The following is an 18,124-nucleotide window of genomic DNA, read 5'->3' as shown; positions in this document are numbered from 1 at the left end:
CATGAACCGGCGTGCGGTGCTGCGGACGGGACTCGGCGCTGTCGCCGGAGCGGGTGCGCTGTCGAGTCCGTTGACACCGGTTCCGCCGGCCCGCGGCGGAACCGGGCCGGGCCGGTGGCGGGTGCAGATCCTGGTATTCGACGGCGTCGACGACTTGGATGTCTTCGCCCCGCTCGAAGTGCTCGGTTACGCGACGCATTTCGACTCCGGCGCACGCGTAGAGCTGGTGACCTCGGCGACCCCCGGTTCGGTGGTGCTCATGTCCGGCACCCGGATCGACGTCTCGGCCGGGTGGGCTCCGGAGCGCGCCGATGTGATCGTGGTGCCCGGCGGCGGTTACGGCTTGCCGCCGGGCGCGCCCGGCGTGCCCGGTGAGATCGCGCGCGGGCACCTCCCGCGCTCGCTGGCCGCCGCCTGGCGCGACGGCCTCACCATGGCATCGGTCTGCGTCGGCGCGATGCTGCTGTCGGCGGCCGGGATCACGCGGGGCAGGCCGCGCACGACACACCACCGGCTGATCGAGCAGTTGAAGCGCGAAGGGGGCGTGATCACCCGAGCACGGGTCGTGGACGACAGCGATCTGGTCACCACTGGCGGCGTCACCTCCGGGCTGGACCTCGCTCTGTGGTTGGTGCAGCGGGAATTGGGTTCGGATATCGCCGTGGCGATCGAGGAAATCATGGAGTACGAGCGACGGGGGACAGTGTGGAGGCGGGACAGGGCATGAGCACATCTACTGCGGACCGGAATGAAGCCGAATCGCCGCGCGTCACCCGGCGCGGGTTGTTCGGCGCGGGCTTGGCGACGGCGGGAGCCGCGGCGACCGGTGTGGTCGCGGGCCGCGCAACCGCACCCGAAACCACCCCGGGGACCCGCCTGGAACCCGTTCTACGGGCCACACCAGGCAGGCATCGCGACCCCCGCGCAGTCGCACGCGCTGTTCTTGGCGGTCGATGTCGCGCGACCGGACCGTGAGGTGCTGCGCGCACTCCTGGCCGGTTGGACGGCGACCGCCGCCGCGTCGGCGGCCGGTGCACCGCTCCCGGAGCAACCGGGGACGCCACCGGGGTTCAGCGCCCACACCGACTTCGCGAGCGGGCTGGCTCCGGCTCGCCTGACTGTCACCTTCGGCCTCGGGCCCTCGGTGTTCGACGAGCGGTTCGGGCTCGCCGCCCAGCGTCCGCGACACCTGCGAGCGCTACCCGCGTTCACCGGTGACATCCTGCATCCGGCGTGGTGCGGCGGCGATGTGCTGGTGCAGATATGCGCCGACGACGCGCAGATCGTCAGCCACACATTCCGCGCGTTGCGGGCACGCATGCCGGGACTGGCGCGCCTGCGCTGGACCCAGCACGGGTTCCTGAGCCGTCCTGCCGACGGTGGCACCTCACGAAACATGTTCGGCCACAAGGACGGCACCGCCAACCCCCGCCCGGGCAACACCGAGTTCGATCGAACGGTATGGGTTCGCTCCGCCGACGAACCCGGCTGGTTCCAGGACGGCAGCTACCTGGTGTTCCGCAAAATCCGCATGAGAACCGCCGAATGGGACCAGCTGCCGCAGACCGAGCAGGACCGCATCATCGGCCGCCGCCGCAGTGATGGGGCGCCCCTGGGCGGTGCGGCCGAATCCGATCCGGTGGACCTCACCCACCACGGCCGAGACGGCGAACTTGCGATCCCGCCCGGCGCCCACGTGCGACTGGTCCATGACATTCCGATGCTGCGCCGCGGCTACAACTACGACTACGGCACACTGATCTCGAACGCCGGGGCCGCGGGCTCCTCCCCCGAGACTCCGCACACACACCTGCCCGGCACGCCCGAACATACTCACGGGGGCCACAACCAGCTCGACGCCGGCCTGTTGTTCGCCGCCTACATGAACAACCCGCCCGAACAATTCATCAGAGCGCAGAATGCACTCGCCGCCGAAGACCGGATGAACCCCCTCATCGAGCACACCGGCAGCGCGATCTTCGCCGTCCCGCCCGGCGCGATCCCGAACGAGTCGATCGCGGCGGCGTTGCTCCCATGAGCGCTGCCGCTTCCCCCGAGCCGACCGAGAGGCAACCATGACCACGTACGGAATCCTCATCTTCGACAACGCCGAAGAACTCGACTTCGCAGGCCCCTGGGAAGTGTTCACCGCATCGGCGATCCTGCGCGACGACACCGACCGCGCCGTCCTGATAGCCGAACGGCCCGACCCGGTCCGATTCAGCAAAGGACTCCGTGTCCTGCCGGACCACACACTCGACGATCACCCACCGCTGGACGTACTGCTGATCCCGGGCGGGCGCGGCGCACGAAAGGTGGAGCCGTACAACACCGTCGTCACCGAATGGATCGCCCGGACAGCCGCAGATGCCGCGTGGGTTGTCAGCGTCTGCACCGGAGCGTTCCTGCTACACGCCGCCGGCCCAGCCCGGGGACGCCGCGTCGCCACCCACTGGAAACACGAGGACGAACTCGAAGCGCGCGGAGACGTCACCGTCGTCCGAGACGCACGATACGTCATCGACGGCAACATCCTCACCAGTCAAGGTGTCTCGGCTGGCATCGACAGCGCGCTGTGGCTCGTCGGCCAACTCCACGGCCGCGCGCACGCGCGGGCGGTGCGTCGCGAAATCCACTATGACCCGGCACCGCCCTACCTCGCCGACGAACCCGGTGTCCGGTGAGTGTGCGATCGATGACGAGACACCAGCCGGCGCACGGCTGTTGCCACGCCGAGCTGCCGGTGAACGGTCGTCCAGAGCACTGCCGTTGAACTCATCCGTGTGGCGGCGACCGCATCCGGGATCGCCGCCGCACGCTCCGGCGTCCGACATCACTTGTGGTCGACCGGACCGGTCAACGAATACGTGGTCCAGGCTGCTCGCGCAGTGGGGTGGTCAGGGCCTCGATCCGCTTGACAGGCCACTGCTGACGCTTCTCGTTCTTGTCACCTGCCGCCCGACCCGATGGCTGCGGATACGCCTGCGGTATGACGACAGCCGTGCGTGGTCGAGGACGTTATTGATCGGAGCCCCCGGCGTCCCGGTCCCGGGTCGAACGTGACTTCTGGCGCTGGTAGTAGCGCGCGACCCGTGCGCGGTTGCCACATCGATCGGGTGAGCACCATTGCCTGCGCGGATGGGTGGGCAGGAACAGCATTACGCAATCATCGGCGGCGCAGCGTTTGAGCTGGGAGATGCGCGGGTCGGTGAGCAGGTCGATCGCCGAGTCGGCGAGTTCCGCGGCCACGCGTGCACCGGGGTCTCCGGCGCGGCGAGCGATTGCGATGACCGCGTTGCCGTTCCAGTCGAGGTGACGGGTGACCGGGGCCGCCTCTCGGGCGTCCCCCAGTCCGCGCAATGCCGCCGCAGGCGGGCGCTCCCCTCGCAGTAGTGCCTCGACCGCGGCGGTGAGGTACTCACGCACCGCCCGCACAGCGGCGAGGTCCTCGCCGGCCGGCGAGGAGAGCGATTCCGACAGGCGGCCGTTCTGCAGGTCCAGCCAGGCGGCGAGTTGCTGGGGCGTGCTCAATAGATCGGCCCCGAGGGGTCGGGTGTTGACCAGGTCCAGAGCCAGTGGTTCGCCGATCAGCGGTTCGAGATCGCGCATGCACTAATGCTAACTCATCAGGTTGACACATTAGAACCAATCGGAGTATCACTAATGCGACCTCGCGATAAGAAAGCATGCGAATAATGAATGAACTGCCACTGGTCCTGCACCGCCACCTCGACGTCGACGGTGTCGCGGTGTTCTACCGGGAGTCCGTCCCGCAGCGCCCGAACGCGCCGACCCTCCTGCTGCTCCACGGCTTCCCCTCGGCCTCTCACCAGTTCCGCCGCCTCATCGATGCGCTCGGCAACGACTACCGACTGATCGCGCCCGACTATCCGGGCTTCGGAAACACCATCACCTCCGAGGATTTCGAGTACCGCTTCGACAGGCTTGCCGATATCACCGAAGGTTTCGTCCAAAAGCTGGGACTGTCACGATTCGCGATGTATGTCTTCGACTTCGGAGCACCGGTGGGTTTCCGGCTGGCGGTGCGCCATCCCGAGTGGATCACCGGGCTGGTGATCCAGAACGGCAACGCCTACGAATCCGGGCTGTCGCAGGACGCCCGCGAGTTCATCGGCCTGCGCCCCGACCAGGACGGGGCGCACGACACCATCCGCCGACTGCTCACCCTCGAAGGCACTCGCGGCCAGTACGAGGGAGGCGTCGCCGAGCCCGCACTGCTCGCACCGGATGGCTGGACATTGGACCAGTACTATCTCGACCAACCGGGACGAACGCGGGCGCAGGTCGACCTGGCCTTCGACTATCACTCCAACGTCCGCGCCTATCCCGAATGGCAGTCGTGGCTGCGGCGACACACCCCGCCCACGCTGATCGTCTGGGGCGCGAACGACCCATTCTTCCCGGCGCCAGGAGCACACGCCTACCTGGCCGATCTACCCGAAGCGCGACTTCACCTGTTCGACACCGGCCACTTCACCCTGGAAACCCACCTACGCGAGATCGCCCCGCTCATCGCGGACTTCCTAGACCACGACCTTGCGATGGAATCGGACTGACTGCGCGGACCGGGCGACCAACTCACGACGCGCCCCGCCGACCCGCTTCCCGAACCATCCCATCGCTCGACACTTCACCCGAACCAGCGAGTCCGACCGAAAGGTGGCGATCCGGCCGAAGTTCGACTGGCCGAGCCCGGGTCCACAGGAAGTTTTCTCCACTGAACCCTTGCGCGGCACCGACATCAGTGCTATAAGAATCTATGTCTGGTGACACACTTAATCTGATTCGTTCTATTCAGAATAGAGTGAGTTGGAGGTGACGACCCATGCTGATGCGCACCGATCCGTTCCGCGATCTGGAACGTCTGACGCAGCAGGTGTTCGGCACAGCGGCGGGCCCCGCGGTACTGCCGATGGACGCCTGGCGCGAGGGCGACCAGTTCGTCGTCGAGATCGACGCTCCCGGCATCGACCGTGATTCCCTCGGACTGGACGTCGAGCGCGACGTCGTGACCGTCCGCGCACGCCGACGGGAACTCGACGCACAGCGCGAGATGATCGCCACGGAACGCCCTCGAGGCGAGGTCAGCCGCCAACTGTTCCTGGGCGACAACTTCGATACCGACCAGGTCCGTGCCGACTATGCCGACGGCGTACTCCGGCTGACGATTCCGATCGCGGAAAGGGCCAAGCCGCGCAAGATCGCCATCGGGCGCGGCGACGGGCACCAGGCGATCGACGCCTGAACGCTGCGGCGGAAGGCACCGTCATGACCGGTTCCGCTCCGAGCACGCAGTCGATCGACGAGTTCGACGCCTGGCTGCTCGATCCCGACCTGGAGCAGCTGTTCGCCGAGGTGGACGCGATTCTGTGCGAAGCCCGCGACCGTATGCGCGGGCGGCCATACCCTTGGGTCCCGGCGCCGCGCTCACGGCGCACGCCGAGCCCGCGACCCGGCCAGGACCCGGTGGGAACGCCTGGGAGGCGGCCCGGGGCGGGGCGTGCCAGCCAACGCGCTCCTCCGCCGAGCCGCATACGACGACGTAAAGAAGGGAGGTGATGCCCGAATTCGACTGATGGAAAGGAGTTCCGCGGCGAGCCGTCGCCGCCCCTGCGCCAGGCGCATTCGAGCACAGCGTGCGACCCTGCTCCGCGCGCACCGCCGCATCATGCGGCATGGCAGGGAGGACGGCATCGCCGCAGGGACAACCTGCTCGTAGTCACGTCACTCTTCTCCAGGCCGGGGGAGGGACACAGGCCCCTCCCCCGGCTGGGTCCGTACCACCGGTCAGCAGAACGAAAGGAGATTCGTCATGTCCGCCTTCCCCATGAGCAACGACACCGACTACGCGGAGCAAGACGTCCTCGCCTACCATGCCGACCACGACTTCGGACTGGACACCACGACGCTCACACCGCTGGCCGAACGCATTCGTACCGCGTTCGACACCGCTGGTATCGCCGACCGTATCGATCAGTCGCTGCTCACGCCGCTCCCCGACGAGGACTATCCCCTCGCCTACTGACTTCGACCGAAAGCGGTCCCCGGCACCGTCGCCTGGTTCATGCCCAGAAATCGGCGTGCACCGAGCCTGCCGACGCATTCGCGCAAACTCCGCCAGTGATTCTCGGTCACCCATCGCTCGTCGCGCTGCTCATGCTGCGGCTGTCGGCGCCTCCGTGGTAACTCACCTCGCCGGCGCGGAACCCCGCCCGGCACCCCGGTGCCGGCCGCAAGCACCGCCGACCTCGATCAATGACCGGTAAGGCCGGGGGTGATTCGGAACGCGGTGGGTATCTCCAGCCGAGACGTTCGCTCCACCCGCCGCCGCTACCCCCGAGAGACACAGCCGCGATCAGTTCGGAGGTTGTCGTGACCAGTGATCTACAACAGGCCAAGCGCCCGGTCAGCGGGCTGCTGGCAGGCCCATACGGGCATCCCTTCCACCCGATCCTGGTCACCGTGCCGATCGGCGCCTGGGCGGCGAGCCTGGTGTTCGACATCGGTTCACGGATCGTGGACGATCCGGACTTCCTCGCGCAGGGCGCGCTGTGGTTGATCGCGATCGGCGTGCTCGGCGCGGTGGCCGCGGCCGCCGTCGGATTCCTGGACCTGTTGGCGATCCCGAGCGGCACGCCGGCGTTCCGAACAGGTCTGCTGCACATGAGCCTGAACATAGCCGTCACGGTCGCCTTCGCGATCGGCTTCCTGTGGCGCCGAGCGGGCGACGGTCCGCACGGTCCCGTGGCGCTCGGTCCGCTCCTGCTGTCGGCGATCAGCCTCGTGGCCTTGGGCGTGTCGGGCTACCTCGGCGGAAAGCTGGCCTACCACTACGGCGTCCGCGTGGCCGACGAGGCGAGCCAAGCCGCGGGCTTCCGGCGCTGATCCCCATCCGTTCCGACCGAAAGGAGATCGTCATGGCCATCGCGGCATTGATCACCTGGCTGCTCACCGCAGGAGGCGGATTCGTCCTGCTCGCCTCGTGGATCTCGAAAGGCGGCACTCGGGAGCAGGGTACGACTCAACTGCCGCCCCCGGTGGTATTCGGCCACTTCCTGCTGGCCGTCGCGGGTTTGATCGTCTGGATCATCTACCTCGTCGTCGACGAGGACGCGCTGGCGTGGACGGCATTCGTCCTCCTGATCCCGGTAGCCCTGCTCGGCTTCTTCATGTTGGCTCGCTGGCTGCCGGTGTACCGCGAACGGGCCGCGGCCGGTCCACCGCAGACTCGGGCTGCGGCCGGCCCACAGCAGACTCGGGCTCCGGCCAGCCCACAGCAGGCTGCCGAAAGCCACTTCCCCGTTGCGGTCGTCGCCGGTCACGGCGTCTTCGCCGTCACAACGGTGGTACTGGTACTGCTGACCGCCCTCGGGGGAGGGGGAAGCTGACAGCCGCCGAAGTCGGACACCCGGCACTGGCACCTCGCTGACCAGGCGGGTGTGCCAGTCCGCGGACTCGGCCGCATCGGCGCACGCACCGGTGGGGCCCCTGCCGCGTGACAGGGGCCCCACGGGTCGCGCTATGTCAGGGCTGGCGGGGGTGGGTGCCGGTGGTGGGAACGGTGCGGTTGTCCTTGCGGCGAGCCAGGCCGGTCAAACCGGCGAGGCCGAGGAGGCCCAGCAAGCCCCACAGGCCGGTCTTGTCACTGCTGTCGTCATCCACGTGGATGTCCTGGGCCAGCGGTGATGGCGAAGGGATGGGGGCTGCTTCGGCTACCTCTACTCCGCCGAGCGTGAGGGTCAGGGCTGTCAATGGGATGGCGATGGTCTTGCGCATCTTGCATCACTCCCTTTCTCGCGATGACCCACGGGCGGTACCCGGTGTGCGGGGTGGGAAACACTGCGGGATGCGACAGTTCCCGTCCCACTGGCTCTCGGTCTGCCCGGCCTCCGGCGGTCACATTCCCGGGGCGCACGCGGTCGACCTCACCGGACTCGCGCCAACTATCCCCCCGGCCCGACATTCGGGTTGACGGCAAATGCTCCGCTGTCATATGGAGGCCGCTGCCGATCGGCGATCGAAACGTCATCGTGGGGTACGCGACCGCGCCTGTCGGCGGGGCGATCGTCCGAATATCGACTTCGCGCGGTTCAGCAACGGGGCGAAGGGGCGTGGATCGACGTCGCGCAGTGCCTCGGTGAGCAGTCGGATGGGTTCGGAGCACGAGTCGTAACGGGTGCCGGGCTTCTTGGCGAGCGACCGGTGCAGGATCGCGTCCACCTCTCGCGGAATCCAGTGATGGCGTTCGGAGATGCCGGGGGGTGCGTCGTGCAGGTGGGCCTCCGCGGTGGCCATGAGGTTCGGGTGTGGAAACGGCGGGAGGCCGGTGAGCAGTTCGACGGCCGCGCAGGCCAGCGAGTACTGATCGGTCGCCGGGGAGACCGTGCCCGCCCGCAGCAGTTCCGGCGCGGCATACGGCACCGACGCCACGATGAAACCATCGGTGGCCAATGGTGGTTCGGGCCGGTTCAACCACCGGGCCTGATCGAAGTCCGAGATCTTCACCGTCGCCGGGTCGTCGACGCCGAGCAACACATTCGCCGGTTTCACGTCGAGATGCAGGACATGGTTGGCGTGCGCGAAATCCAGCCCTGCCGCCATATGGGTCAGCATGTGCAGTACCCGGGGCAGGTTCGGGTGCTGGTGGGGCATGCGCACCAATGCCGCCCCCGTCGTGCCTGCCACGTACTCGCGCGCCGACCACAGTCTTCCGTCGCATTCGCCGTGGGCGTACATCCGCACGATGTCGGGGTGCCGCAAGGCGGAGAGGATCTCGAATTCGTGCACGAATCGCGCACGCGCCACGGCTGACCGACTGTCGTCCGGACCCAAGATCTTCAGTGACACCGGCCGCGACCGTGCGGGGTCCTCGGCCAGGTACACCTCGCTGCTGCCGCCGTGCCCCAACCGGGCCCGCACGACGAATCCCGCGAACTGTTCACCTGACTCGAGTGCCACCGCCTCACCATAGTGTGGTGGCGCCGGTCGCATCCCCAGCTGTGGAATGCTGCCTATTCGGCCAGTCGAACCGTCACGCCGAACCCAGCGGACGAGCCGAGGGAATCCGGTGTACCGCAGGTCGCGATTATGGCGTCTTGCCCGGCCCTCCCGACGAAAGCGGACCTACAGTAATTACAACAGGGGGTCATCGGGCTGCCCGTTCAAGCGGATGCCGGGGAACCGATCGAGTGCGCTCGCGCGATGACCTGGCTCAAGCCGTATCCATTGACGATCGGTATGCCGTAGCGGTCTTCGAACTCCGTTTTCAATTCGATCCCGGCCGGCGCCGCGCAGCAGATGGCGAACCGGACGGACGAGATCGTTCTCGGAATCCGTCCGGGCAGCTCGGACAGCGCTGCGTACAGGCTGGGCACCGCAGAGAAGTAGGTGGGTCGGGTGCGCTCGATTCGTTCCAGGAACGTTCTCGGGTCTACGGCACCCCCCACAGTGGCGCGCCCCCCAGCGACCAGCGGTGACAAGGCTCCCACCAAGATGCCGCTCATCTGCCACATAGGCATGATCGACAGGCTGTGCTCGGTGTCGGTCAAGGCGAAGACCTCGATCACCAGCCGGCACATGGCCTCGAGGTTCCGGTGGTCGAGCACGGTGCGTTTGCTGCCTCCGCCGTATGTGATCAGCGCCGGTGCCTCCGGGCTGGGCGGCGCTGCTTCGGTGGCGCCGGGTTCTGCGACGCAGAGTTCTCGGACCGAGGTGACAGTTCGAACCGACAGGGTATCCGCCAGTGAGCGCTGCGCGATGAGGATCTCGGCGCCCGCCTCCGCGATCCGCCGACTGGTCTCCGAGTCGGTCAGCAACGGGTCGACCAGGCTGGCCGTGGCACCCGAACGCCAGGTGGCGAACAGCGACACCAACAGCTCGATGCTGTCAGGCAGCATGATGGCGACAACATCGCCGGTCGTGACGCGCGCGGCGCGCAAGCCCGCCGCGGCACGCCGCACGGCGGCCAGAAATCCGGCGTTGTCGAGTTGGTTGCTGTCATCGGCAAGCGCGGGAGCGTACGGCGCGGCGACGGCGCGACGGTCCGGGACGGTAGAAAGCGTCATGCGACATCCTCCAGCAACGGTGTAGGGGGAATGCTGACCACGGTAGGAACCACTGCGCAGGTCGGCACCGTCGCGAATCGATCAAATTCTTCGCCTGCTTTGTCGCCACGAGACAGTATCGGGCGCGCATGCGGCGTGCCCGCTCCACGACGAGGTAACTACTATCGAATGGTGACGGGTTCTCGTCGCAACGGTGATATCGAGCCCGACCGTATCGTCGCAAGAATCGCCGCCCGCATGACCGAGCGGGTGGCGGACATCAGCGCGAGCATCTACCGGGGACTCGGGGACGATATACCCGAACTGGGTGCCGATGTTCCCACCATCGAACTGCTCCGGGCCAGCGTGCAGGGCAACGTCGACACACTACTGCACGCGTTGCGCCACGACATTTCGGTGTCACGGATATACCTGCCTTCGGCAGCGATCGAATACACCAGGCGGTTGGCTCAGCACGGCGTCCCGCTCAATACCCTGGTTCGGGCCTATCACCTCGGCCAGCGGCGGGCAACCGAACTGATATTCGCCGAAATACAGGCTGCCGATATATCGCCTGCGGATCGCTTTCTCGTCGGACGCGCGATCAGCACCAAGCTGTTCCAGTACCTCGACCACATCATCCAGCAGGTCGTCGCCGCCTACGAAGAAGAGCGCGAGCAGTGGTTGGAAACTCGCAACAGTGTGCGCGCGTTGCGCGTGCGCGAGCTACTGGCGGGCAAGAAGGGCGTCGACATCGACCGCACGATCGACCAGATTCGCTATCCGCTGCGTTGGCACCATCTGGCACTCATCGTCTGGTACCCCGATACCGGGTCCTACGGTGACAGACTGCCCGAGCTGCAACGATTCGTGCGTGAATCGGCCGAGACAGCGCGAACCGCCGCGAGCGCCCTGTTCGTCGCCGACGATCAGATGAGCGGCTGGGCGTGGCTGCCCTACCGTTCGGCGCAACCCGACGCGGTCGACAGAGTCCGGGGTTTCGCGGCCACACAGCCGGATGCGCCATGGGTGGCGATCGGAACAATGGCGCCTGGTTTGGCAGGGTTCCGCCGGTCTCATCACCTTGCTTTGAACGCCCGCGCGGTCGCGCTGGCCCGGGCGGATGTCGAACAGCGCATCACCGCGGCCGGTGACTCCGGATTGTCGGTCGCTGCTCTACTCGGTGGCAGAATCGCGGAGGTCTGGGAATGGGTCGGCGAGGTGCTCGGCGACCTGGCCTCCGCCGACGAGAACGACGCACGGCTGCGCGAGACGCTCCAAGTATTCCTGCGCGCCGGTTCGAGTTACACAGCCGCAGCGGCAGAACTCGACCTGCACTACAACTCGGTGAAATATCGAGTGGGACGGGCATTGTCGCGGCGCGGCAAACCGATCGCCGACGACAGACTCGACATCGAACTGGCTCTTCTGATCTGCCAGTGGTACGGACCACCGCGGCGCCGCCACGAGAACGGCTGATCCAGCGTAGGCGCTGTCCGGCGCGGCAGTGACGAGCGCTCCGGCCGACGACCCCACCTGCGGGGTTCGGATCAGCTCGTGAGGCCCACGAAGAACTCTTCCACCTCGTTCCGGAAGCCGTCGAAGTAGGACGGGACGCCCGGCCACAGTTGCCGGCAGTCCTGTTCCAACTCGATGAGGTAGTCGTACACCTGGTTCCAGAGCCCGGGTGCGAACTCGAGGTAGCTTTCCATCGCGTTCACGATGGTGACACGGCTGTCGGGATATTCGTCGCCGAGGTCGCACAACCTCGTCGTCAGATCATCCGTGGTCGCGTGGAACCGCGTCTTGTCGTCCGCGATTTGCCGAGCGATCAGGTCTGCGAAATCCGCTCTGCTCATCCGGCCACTCGCGCACCTATCGGCGGCGGGAGCGAGTCTCTGTTCGTTGTCGAGGAGTTGATCTCGCATGGGCGCGCGTCCGAAGTCGTCGAAGACATCGCGGACCGGCTGCGGTAGTCGATCCAGCCGCGCCGGTTCAAGGTGATCGGGTAGCGGGTAGGCGGGCAGCGCACCGTGGCCGGCCGCGATGGATTCTGTTGCCGCTCTGCTATGGGCACGGATGGCGTCGAGGAGGCTCCTGAACTCTTCTGGCGACAGCAGACCGGACGCGGTGGGTGTTGCCATTGCTCTCCCCTCTCCGGATGGCTCTTCGGTGGGCACAGGGCAGTGTATGAAGCGCCCAGCAGAATCGGATTCACCTCTGACGGGTGAATCACTGCGCAGAAGCGACGCTGCGCGACAGGTGGCCCGGCGGGTTTCGTCCACGTCGTTCCCACCGGCCCCGAACTACGATCGTGCGCGTGACGGCACCGAGACTTCGAGCATTCGATGCGAGCGGACGGACGCTGGATGATCCGAGCGACATCGAGGCGCACGACCTCTTCGCGAGCCTGAACGCCCGCTGGACGTACGCGACAGCGGAAAGGCTCGATCGCGAGCCCGCAGGCCAGTTCTACTTCCAGATTCCTCTCGATTACGGCGGTGACCAGGACGCGGACGCCGACGAGGAACCCCGCGTCGATTACGACGTCGAGCTCCGCGATGGTGGCCCGGACAAGCACCACTGCGCCCGGATCACCGGCTTGTACGGTTTCGCCGGAATGGATCTCGTGCACAGGGTCTATCGCGCATGGCGCGCGGAAGATCCCGCGCTGCCCGAGCTGTTGTCGCGGAAATTGCTGGAGCAGTGCATGGGAAGGACAGGCTCCGCGGCATAGCGGAGCCTGATCCGCCCCTCGGCGAGCGATATTCCGCCGACCGGTTCGCGGCAGGTCAGCGACGGAACAACCGTCGGATGGATCGAGTGACACGGGAGAGTACTCGTGGTTGCGCAGCGGTTGGTTCGACTGTCTCCCGAGCCGACGCCGCCTGGGCGAATCGCGCATGTAGTTGTTCCCGGACCTGGTCGGGCGTGTAGGCGCGGCGGCGGCGCTCGGCGCGCACCACCACGACACCGGTGGCGACCACACCGGCCGCACCCGCCAATCCCACTGCCTTCCACCACCTCATACCGCATAGGCTACGACCATGACGGGTACGGGCATCAGTCTCGACCGAGCGGTCGAGGTCACCAGAACAGGTGACATTTGGCTTTTCCGTGGCCATTCGACAGTGGACCGGGTGATCCGGATGACGACGAACAGCCCGGTCAACCATGTCGGGATGTCCGTCGTGATCGACGATCTACCCGCACTGATTTGGCACGCGGAACTCGGGCGGTCGCTTCCGGACATGTGGTCGGGATCCGCGCACCGTGGCGTCCAGTTGCACAACTTGCGCGACGCGGTGCTGGTGTGGGCACACCGCTACGGACAGCAGGCCTGGTTGCGCCAGTTGAACCCTCCTGCCACCCAGGAGATGGAGGACAGCGTGTTGCGCACCATCGCCCGGCTCGACGGCACCCCGTTCCCCTCCACCGCCGGTCTGGCGGGACGCTGGCTGCGCGGCCGCACACGCCTTCCCCGCCGCAAGCCGAGCCGGTCGGCCGCCCGGGGGTTGGAGAACGCCTACTGCGCCGAAATCGTCGCTGCGACATACCAGGCGATGGGCTTGCTCCCCCAACGCCGTAACCCGGACTGGTACGACCCGGGCCGGTTCTGGAGCGGAGACCGTCTGCGGCTGTCCGGAGACTACGACCTGAGTGGCGAAATAGCCGTTCGGATACCGGCTCGGACGACTTCCTGACCACTGCCGGTCCGTCAATCTGGACTGAGAACTCCAGCCACATCCGGATCCATGCCTCGTCCGGAAACGAATCTCGACGGAGAAGTTCATGTCCGGTCGACGAAATCGGCAACGATGGGGCAGAGTTCGGCGCTCCGACGCGGCACCCGCGATCCGATATCGGGCGCGGCCCATCATCGATGCCTTGCTCCACGCCATGATCACGCGCCGCAGGGCTCCCCCACCACCGACGCGAGCCTCGTGCACATCTGGTCTCTCACCGGCACCGTCGAGGACGACGCCGGGAACGCGGCGGGTTTCGCGGAATTCTCGCCGCGCGACGTCATCACGACCGCGGGCTCGCCGATCCTGGACATCGCCGGACCGATGATGGCCGGTATAGATCGAGCAACGGCTGCTGCGATGATCGCCTGATCCCTGCGGTCCGAGCAGGAGATCGACCCTTGGTCGGCATCGGACTCTTCGGCCGGGTCATCGATCGCTACCGGCGCGCACCGGATGTCATGTCGACTCGCCGAATTCTCTTCGAGCACTGTTGATTACATGTACGGCGCGCTAGCATCTCTTCGGCAGTTCTGGAAGAGATGTCACTCGGCGGAGGTGCGATGCCACTCGGGCGATGGAAGTCCGCGACCCACCCGAAGATCGATGACGTATCGATCGACGACGTCCTGCACGCGCTCGCCGATCCGACCCGACGGCGTATCGTGCGCGCGCTCCTGGACGGGGGCGATAGACCCTGCGGCACCTTCGGTCTCGGCATTGCGCCCTCTACGCTCAGTCACCACTTCAAGGCGCTTCGCAATGCCGGGATCATCCGCCAGTTCGATCAGGGTCGCCAGCGCATGAACACGCTGCGGCTCGATGAGCTGGATACTCGATTCCCCGGCCTGGTCGCCTCGGTCCTCGCGCACGCCGAGCCGAGTCGCCCGGCCTCGCCGATGGATGCCGACCTGTCGGGAAGTGCGCCATGACGCTGATCGACGTCGCCCGAGCCTGCGCCATCCCGGTCAGCCTGTGGTTACTGGCAACGCTCATCCTCGATCCCGGCTACCGCGCGAACAATATCTTCGCCGCCCCTGATTTCGGCTTCTCCCTCGTTCTGCTGATCGCCGCATTCCTCCCTCGGCGCACCGCGCTGCCCTCCCTCATGGCCGGGTACTTCTTCGGCTCCGGCGTCATCACCATCGCCGCACTCGACCGCTTCTACCGCAGCGAATCCGTCCGAGGAATCGTCGATTCGATCATTGCCGCGACCTACCTGTCCGTCGCGCTGCTGCTCTTCCACCGGATCGGACGCACCGGGACAGACGCGCCGCGAACGGTGGAAGATCGCCACAGCCGACCGCTCTCACCGAGTTCGAATGAAAAACGGCGATTCCGGTTTGGTGTTTTCGACCCCGGGTAGCCGCTCCGAGACCGCATAGGACGTGCGCAGCGGCGATGGCTTCGCTCCCTCTGCGAATAGCACCTGCGCCCTGCGCACCACAGGGAACGGCACTTCACGCGCGTCCAGGACCGGAGAGCGAGAGGAGGCCCCGTGCACTACATCGATGAGACCAAACATTTGCTGAGCGATCTCGTGGGGCGAGTAATCGAGTCGGCGAGCAGCCACTCGAGCAGCCAGACCGTGACCATCGCCCGTCCACGAGCCGAGGTCGAGCGATTCTGGCGCGACCCGGAGAACCTGTCGGAGGTCCTGGGCGAGGTCGCCGAGGTCCGAGCGACCGAACCGTCGACCTACGAGTGGACGTTGCACTCGGGCGCCGACGGACGCGCCACCTGGAAGACCACGCTGCTCGAGGAGGACGGGCACCTCCGGTTCGTCGGCTCGACCGACGAGGACACCCCTTCCGCGCAGGGACTGGAGCTGGAAATCAGCTTCCGTGACGCGCCGCGGGATCTCGGTACCGAAGTGACGATGCGAGCGCGGACCCCGCTACCCGACCTGCTGACCGGCGCGGGGATGTTCACCGCTCTCTACCGAGCCCGCGCTCGGCTGCAGACCGGCGAAATGCCCACCCTGGCCCACAACCCGAGCGCTCGCTCCACGGCTCGGTGAACAGGAGTTGACATGCATGCGCTCTGTTGGAACGGCGTCGACGACCTCGCCGTGGAAACCGTGCCCGACCCCGTCCTGGTCAACCCGCACGATGTCATCGTGCAGGTCCGCCTGACCGCCACCTGTGGTTCCGACCTGCACTTCATCGACGGATATCTGCCGGGAATGCGGGAAGGCGACGTCTTCGGACACGAGTTCATGGGTGAGGTGGTCGAAATCGGAGCCGAAGTCACCTCGACGAAGGTGGGCGACCGCGTCGTCGTCCCGTCCTTCATCGGGTGCACATCGTGCTGGTACTGCGACCACGAACTGTACGCCCTCTGCGACACCACCAACCCGAACGGCGCACTCCAACAGCCGATTCTGGGCTACCCGAGCGGCGGGATCTACGGCTACACCCACCCCTTCGGCGGCTATCAGGGCTCTCACGCGCAATATATCCGCGTTCCTTTCGGCGACGTCAACTGCTTTCCGATCCCGGAGGGCATCACCGATGAGCAGGCGCTCTTCCTGTCCGATGCCGTGCCGACCGGTCTGATGGGCGCGGAATTCTGTGACATCCAGCCGGGCGACACCGTCGCGGTGTGGGGCAGCGGCGGCGTCGGATTGATGGCGGGACACAGCGCCCGTCTGCTCGGAGCCGACCGGGTCTTCGTCATCGATCGTTTTCCCGAGCGATTGAGCGTGGCGAGCGAGCAGTTCGGCGCCGAGACGATCGACTACACCGCCGTCGACAGCGTCCAGGAGACTTTGCGCGAGAGCACCGGCGGCCGCGGCCCGGACGCCTGCATCGATGCCGTCGGGATGGAAGGACACGGCACGGGACTGCAGCAGTTCTACGACCGGGCCAAACAGTTGCTCCGGCTGGAATCCGACCGCGCGACACCGCTGCGCGAAGCGATTCTCGCGTGCCGGAAAGGTGGCGTCGTCTCAGTGCTCGGCATCTACGGTCTGACGGACAAGTTTCCGATGGGCGTCGTGACGAACAAGGGCCTCACCATCCGGACCGCACAGCAGAACGGCCAGCGATACGTGCCCCGGATGTTCGATTACATCCAGCAAGGCGACCTCGACCCCTCCTACCTGATCACTCATGACATGCCGCTGGAAGACGCGGTGTACGGCTACGACGTCTTCAAGAACAAGAAGGAAGGCTGCATCCGATCCGTCTTCCGGCCTTGACGCCCGTCGCACCGGGACGGGCGGAGCCGGCGGGTAACCGCGTCGAGCCTGTGGAGCGCTTCGCCACGTCGATCGCGGACGTCGCCTGCGCGAGTTCGGCGGTCCCCGGCGTTGTTCTGGCGTCGATCACGTCATGGTGGAGCCGAAAACCCGCTACCGTCCGAGCTGGGTGACGGGTGCCCACCCCCTGAGGGCGCCCCACCCACCCGGGGGGTGGGCACCCTCCACCCCCCGGGGCCCCAAAGGGGGCTTGTGGGTCACGCGAGACGAATCGGTCTCGCGTGCGGTCAAGCAGGCACCCCGGACAGTCCCCACGCTTCGACCGGGTCACGGGAATACCAGTGACCGGTCCATTCCCGGCCCGACTCGAAGGCGTCATAGAACTCCTCGTCGTCGGGCAACTCCGGGCCGTGCGCGTAGACGACACCGGGACGGTCGCGGTGAAAGCGGCGGGCGCGCTCGGCCGCGCGAGCGGAGCGCTCGGCGAGATAGGCGCGCTGGGTGATCAGCCACTCCTCGCTCGTGTAGGCGTCCGGACCGCCGTAGTCGAGCGGATAGTGCATCTGGTACTCCAACCGGGCCAGCTGCTCGCCGGCGTGCTCGTACAGCCATACGATCCATCCCGGAACCTCCGGCTGCGCAGCCAGCGCCCGCGCAGCGAATCCACTACGCGCCGTCGCGCTTTCCGGATCACACTCCGCCGCGGCCGTGACCTGGGCAACAGACCCGGAGTCCAGGCGACCGCGCTCTCGGTCTTTTCGATGCCTACCTCCCATAGCCGATAACTCTAAGTCTTCGCACCGCCCCAGACGAGGGTTTGCTCGAAGTTGGCCCGCGACCCGCTCGACTCGATGCCCGGCCGGGCTGCCTGCGCTTACGTGAGGAACGAAGGCCTGCCCGGGATTTCGCTCCTCGCAAACCGGGCGGGGCCGGTCATGGCATCGCGGAACGGGTGTTCGCCCCACGGACTGGATGGCCGAGACCGAGCTGGATTCTCATGAGCCGTAGTCGGTTCGGATTCGACATCCGGATGGGCATCGAGCAACCGATCGAACAGCAGACCATTTCCCCGCCGTGCCGTCGATCGGGTGATTGCGCCGCTGCGTCCGGCG

Annotated in this window: 23 protein-coding genes; 16 read left to right on the top strand and 7 right to left on the bottom strand. The window is 66.7% G+C overall.

Annotated features, from left to right (window positions below):
- Position 1: 1 nt before the first annotated feature.
- The 3 genes from K8O92_23700 to K8O92_23690 are packed head-to-tail and all read left to right on the top strand — an operon-like array spanning position 2 to position 2,684.
- Positions 2-727: a DJ-1/PfpI family protein gene (locus tag K8O92_23700; protein UAK30867.1), complete on the top strand. Its 726-nt coding sequence runs from the start codon at positions 2-4 to the stop codon at positions 725-727.
- A 21-nt stretch (positions 728-748) separates the two neighbouring features.
- Positions 749-2,038 carry a Dyp-type peroxidase gene (locus tag K8O92_23695; protein UAK30866.1) on the top strand — a complete coding sequence of 430 codons (1,290 nt, stop codon included), beginning with the start codon at positions 749-751 and terminating at the stop codon, positions 2,036-2,038.
- A gap of 37 nt (positions 2,039-2,075) precedes the next feature.
- Positions 2,076-2,684: a DJ-1/PfpI family protein gene (locus K8O92_23690; protein UAK30865.1), complete on the top strand. Its 609-nt coding sequence runs from the start codon at positions 2,076-2,078 to the stop codon at positions 2,682-2,684.
- A 334-nt stretch (positions 2,685-3,018) separates the two neighbouring features.
- Here K8O92_23690 and K8O92_23685 read toward each other — a convergent pair whose 3' ends face one another.
- A complete protein-coding gene (locus K8O92_23685) occupies positions 3,019-3,609 on the bottom strand; it encodes an ABATE domain-containing protein (protein ID UAK30864.1) in 591 nt (196 codons plus the stop codon).
- A gap of 86 nt (positions 3,610-3,695) precedes the next feature.
- Between K8O92_23685 and K8O92_23680 the strand changes: the two genes are divergently transcribed.
- The 5 genes from K8O92_23680 (at position 3,696) to K8O92_23660 (ending at position 7,409) form a co-directional block, all read left to right on the top strand.
- Complete coding sequence (locus K8O92_23680) at positions 3,696-4,577, top strand: alpha/beta hydrolase (GenBank protein ID UAK30863.1); 882 nt, start codon at positions 3,696-3,698, stop codon at positions 4,575-4,577.
- A 269-nt stretch (positions 4,578-4,846) separates the two neighbouring features.
- A complete protein-coding gene (locus tag K8O92_23675) occupies positions 4,847-5,266 on the top strand; it encodes an Hsp20 family protein (protein UAK30862.1) in 420 nt (139 codons plus the stop codon).
- A gap of 567 nt (positions 5,267-5,833) precedes the next feature.
- On the top strand, positions 5,834-6,046 hold the full coding sequence (locus tag K8O92_23670) for a hypothetical protein (protein UAK30861.1): 213 nt from the start codon (positions 5,834-5,836) through the stop codon (positions 6,044-6,046).
- 230 nt (positions 6,047-6,276) lie between these two features.
- Positions 6,277-6,906, top strand: coding sequence for a DUF2231 domain-containing protein (locus K8O92_23665; protein UAK30860.1), 630 nt, complete (start codon positions 6,277-6,279; stop codon positions 6,904-6,906).
- 32 nt (positions 6,907-6,938) lie between these two features.
- Positions 6,939-7,409 (top strand): hypothetical protein, encoded by a 471-nt coding sequence (locus K8O92_23660; GenBank protein UAK30859.1) that lies wholly within the window; start codon positions 6,939-6,941, stop codon positions 7,407-7,409.
- A gap of 136 nt (positions 7,410-7,545) precedes the next feature.
- Here K8O92_23660 and K8O92_23655 read toward each other — a convergent pair whose 3' ends face one another.
- From K8O92_23655 to K8O92_23645, 3 genes are all read right to left on the bottom strand, one after another.
- The gene (locus K8O92_23655) at positions 7,546-7,797 is read right to left on the bottom strand and encodes a hypothetical protein (protein UAK30858.1); all 252 of its coding nucleotides are present in this window, start codon (positions 7,795-7,797) and stop codon (positions 7,546-7,548) included.
- A gap of 249 nt (positions 7,798-8,046) precedes the next feature.
- Positions 8,047-8,979: a serine/threonine protein kinase gene (locus tag K8O92_23650; GenBank protein UAK30857.1), complete on the bottom strand. Its 933-nt coding sequence runs from the start codon at positions 8,977-8,979 to the stop codon at positions 8,047-8,049.
- Positions 8,980-9,182: 203 nt separating this feature from the next.
- Complete coding sequence (locus K8O92_23645; GenBank protein ID UAK30856.1) at positions 9,183-10,085, bottom strand: long-chain fatty acid--CoA ligase; 903 nt, start codon at positions 10,083-10,085, stop codon at positions 9,183-9,185.
- 168 nt (positions 10,086-10,253) lie between these two features.
- Here K8O92_23645 and K8O92_23640 point away from each other — a divergent pair, with 168 nt between their 5' ends.
- On the top strand, positions 10,254-11,543 hold the full coding sequence (locus tag K8O92_23640) for a helix-turn-helix domain-containing protein (GenBank protein ID UAK35905.1): 1,290 nt from the start codon (positions 10,254-10,256) through the stop codon (positions 11,541-11,543).
- A 71-nt stretch (positions 11,544-11,614) separates the two neighbouring features.
- On the opposite strand, the gene K8O92_23635 is transcribed toward K8O92_23640, so the two are convergent.
- Entirely contained in the window at positions 11,615-12,208 is a 594-nt protein-coding gene (locus tag K8O92_23635) for a hypothetical protein (protein ID UAK30855.1), read from the bottom strand.
- 176 nt (positions 12,209-12,384) lie between these two features.
- Here K8O92_23635 and K8O92_23630 point away from each other — a divergent pair, with 176 nt between their 5' ends.
- Positions 12,385-12,801: a hypothetical protein gene (locus K8O92_23630; GenBank protein ID UAK30854.1), complete on the top strand. Its 417-nt coding sequence runs from the start codon at positions 12,385-12,387 to the stop codon at positions 12,799-12,801.
- A 55-nt stretch (positions 12,802-12,856) separates the two neighbouring features.
- Here the strand turns inward: K8O92_23630 and K8O92_23625 are convergent, their stop codons facing one another.
- Positions 12,857-13,093, bottom strand: coding sequence for a hypothetical protein (locus K8O92_23625; protein ID UAK30853.1), 237 nt, complete (start codon positions 13,091-13,093; stop codon positions 12,857-12,859).
- An 18-nt stretch (positions 13,094-13,111) separates the two neighbouring features.
- On the opposite strand from K8O92_23625, the gene K8O92_23620 reads away from it, so the two are divergent.
- From K8O92_23620 to K8O92_23595, 6 genes are all read left to right on the top strand, one after another.
- Positions 13,112-13,768: a hypothetical protein gene (locus K8O92_23620; GenBank protein ID UAK30852.1), complete on the top strand. Its 657-nt coding sequence runs from the start codon at positions 13,112-13,114 to the stop codon at positions 13,766-13,768.
- Positions 13,769-14,008: 240 nt separating this feature from the next.
- Positions 14,009-14,182 carry a hypothetical protein gene (locus tag K8O92_23615; protein ID UAK30851.1) on the top strand — a complete coding sequence of 58 codons (174 nt, stop codon included), beginning with the start codon at positions 14,009-14,011 and terminating at the stop codon, positions 14,180-14,182.
- Between the two features lie 191 nt (positions 14,183-14,373).
- Positions 14,374-14,742 (top strand): helix-turn-helix domain-containing protein, encoded by a 369-nt coding sequence (locus K8O92_23610; GenBank protein ID UAK30850.1) that lies wholly within the window; start codon positions 14,374-14,376, stop codon positions 14,740-14,742.
- Positions 14,739-15,176 carry a hypothetical protein gene (locus K8O92_23605; GenBank protein ID UAK30849.1) on the top strand — a complete coding sequence of 146 codons (438 nt, stop codon included), beginning with the start codon at positions 14,739-14,741 and terminating at the stop codon, positions 15,174-15,176. Before K8O92_23610 ends, K8O92_23605 begins: the two co-directional genes overlap by 4 nt.
- Positions 15,177-15,308: 132 nt before the next feature.
- A complete protein-coding gene (locus K8O92_23600) occupies positions 15,309-15,830 on the top strand; it encodes an SRPBCC family protein (GenBank protein UAK30848.1) in 522 nt (173 codons plus the stop codon).
- Between the two features lie 12 nt (positions 15,831-15,842).
- On the top strand, positions 15,843-17,012 hold the full coding sequence (locus tag K8O92_23595; protein ID UAK30847.1) for a glutathione-dependent formaldehyde dehydrogenase: 1,170 nt from the start codon (positions 15,843-15,845) through the stop codon (positions 17,010-17,012).
- A gap of 287 nt (positions 17,013-17,299) precedes the next feature.
- On the opposite strand, the gene K8O92_23590 is transcribed toward K8O92_23595, so the two are convergent.
- The gene (locus K8O92_23590; GenBank protein UAK30846.1) at positions 17,300-17,788 is read right to left on the bottom strand and encodes a hypothetical protein; all 489 of its coding nucleotides are present in this window, start codon (positions 17,786-17,788) and stop codon (positions 17,300-17,302) included.
- Positions 17,789-18,124 lie beyond the last annotated feature (336 nt).

Source organism: Nocardia asteroides, assembly GCA_019930625.1.
Classification (GTDB): domain Bacteria; phylum Actinomycetota; class Actinomycetes; order Mycobacteriales; family Mycobacteriaceae; genus Nocardia; species Nocardia sputi.
Note: the sequence above shows the minus strand (reverse complement) of the source record. Positions and strands in the feature narration are given on the sequence as shown.